The organism is Rhizobacter sp. P3_B12 (assembly GCF_056402895.1).
Window position 1 is genome coordinate 1 of the sequence record NZ_JBFUGN010001171.1, and the last position, 1,721, is coordinate 1,721.

1 protein-coding gene is annotated in these 1,721 nt (G+C 69.7%); it reads left to right on the forward strand.

Annotated features, from left to right (window positions below; genetic code table 11):
• Window positions 1–336: 336 nt before the first annotated feature.
• The coding region (locus AC1D01_RS33425) for an FAD-dependent oxidoreductase (protein WP_477873771.1) at window positions 337–1,721 on the forward strand (1,385 nt) is incomplete at its 3' end.

A 1,721-nucleotide genomic window follows, 5' to 3' on the forward strand; every position in this document is an offset into this window, starting at 1 on the left:
CACTTGGGTCGGCACCTGGGCGTGGGTCGGGCCGACGGTGGTGGCCGCGAGCGTGGCGGCGGCGAGCAGTTGACGGGTGATGTGCATGGGTGGCTCCCTGGGGTGGGTGCCGCCCTGGGCGGTACTGCTGGCTGTCGGGCTGGCGTGATGTGGATCAGACCAGCGAGGCGGGCGCGGGGAAATCAGCTTCGGGCTGATTTGAAGCGGGCGAAATGCTGAGGGTGTTGGAAGGGATCGAGTGCATGTTGCACTCAAGTCCTAAAAATCCTAATATGTGCACAGTGCATGCATTGCATGGCGTCCCGGCCGGACACGCTCCACATCAAAGGATTCTCGATGACCTCCATCACCCACGACGTCCTGATCGTCGGGGCCGGCGCTGCCGGCCTGACCCTGGCCCTCGAGCTGGCGCGCCGCAACCTGTCGTTCCGCTTGGTCGAGAAGCTCGAACACCCCTTCGCCGGCTCGCGCGGCAAGGGCATCCAGCCCCGCACGCAGGAGATCTTCGAGGATCTCGGCGTCATCGRCCGGCTGGTGGCGGCGGGTGGCTTCTACCCACCGCCGCGTTCGTACCGCGAGGACGGCACGTTCGAAGACTCGCCGTCGGTCGCTGCCACTGACGCCAAGCCTGGCGAACCGTACAACCTGCCGCTGATGGTGCCGCAGTTCCTGACGGAACGCGTGCTCCGGGAGCGGCTGCGCGAGCTCCGTCACGCGCCGGAATTTGCGTGCGAACTGACCGCATTCGAGCAGGACGACGACGGCGTGACCGCCCGCCTGGCCGGCCCGCGCGGCGCCGAGGTGCTGCGTGCGCGCTACCTGGTCGGCGCAGACGGCGGCCGCAGCTTCGTGCGGCGTGCGCTGGGCATCGGCTTCGAGGGCAAGACGCTCGGGGTTCGCGCGGTGGTGGCCGACCTCCTGCTGCACGGGCTGGGCCGCGATGCCTGGCATCGATTCAACGACGGCTCGATGGAGCGCCAGATGTCGCTCTGCCCGCTGGCCGGCACCGAGCTCTTCCAGCTGCAGGCGCCCGTGCCGATGCAGGGCGAGGTGGCCGTGACCGCTGCTGCGCTGAACGACATGGTCGCCAGCCGCACCGGCCGCGACGACATCGTGATCGACGAGGTGCATTGGGCTTCCGTCTACGAGATGAACGCCCGCCTGGCGGACCGCTACCGCGTCGGGCGGGCGCTGCTGATCGGGGACGCCGCACACACGCATCCGCCGACCGGCGGGCAGGGCCTGAACACCAGCATCCAGGATGCATGCAATCTGGCATGGAAGTTGGATGCGGTTCTGCGCGGCGCGCCCGCGTCGCTGCTGGACACCTATGAGGAGGAGCGGCGTCCGATCGCGGCCGAGATGCTCGGCATGGCCACGCGTCTGCTGCGCGAAGCGTCGCAAGGGCCGATGCGGCGCGGCCGCGAGGTCAAGCAGCTCGACATCGGCTATGCCGGGTCGTCGCTCGCACTCGACAGGACTGCAGGCGGCCGGGCAGTCGTTGCCGGGAGCCGCGCGCCCGACGCCCTGTGCCGCGGGGCGGGCGGGTTGCCGCGCCGCCTGTTCGAGCTGTTCCGGGGCGCGCACTGGACCTTGCTGTGCCACGGGCCGCTCGATGCGGCATCTGCCCTTCCGGCACGGGCCGGCCTGCACATGCACGTCGTCGGCGAGACCGGCGACATCCTGGACGTGCACGGTGAGTTCCGCGCCCACTATGGCGT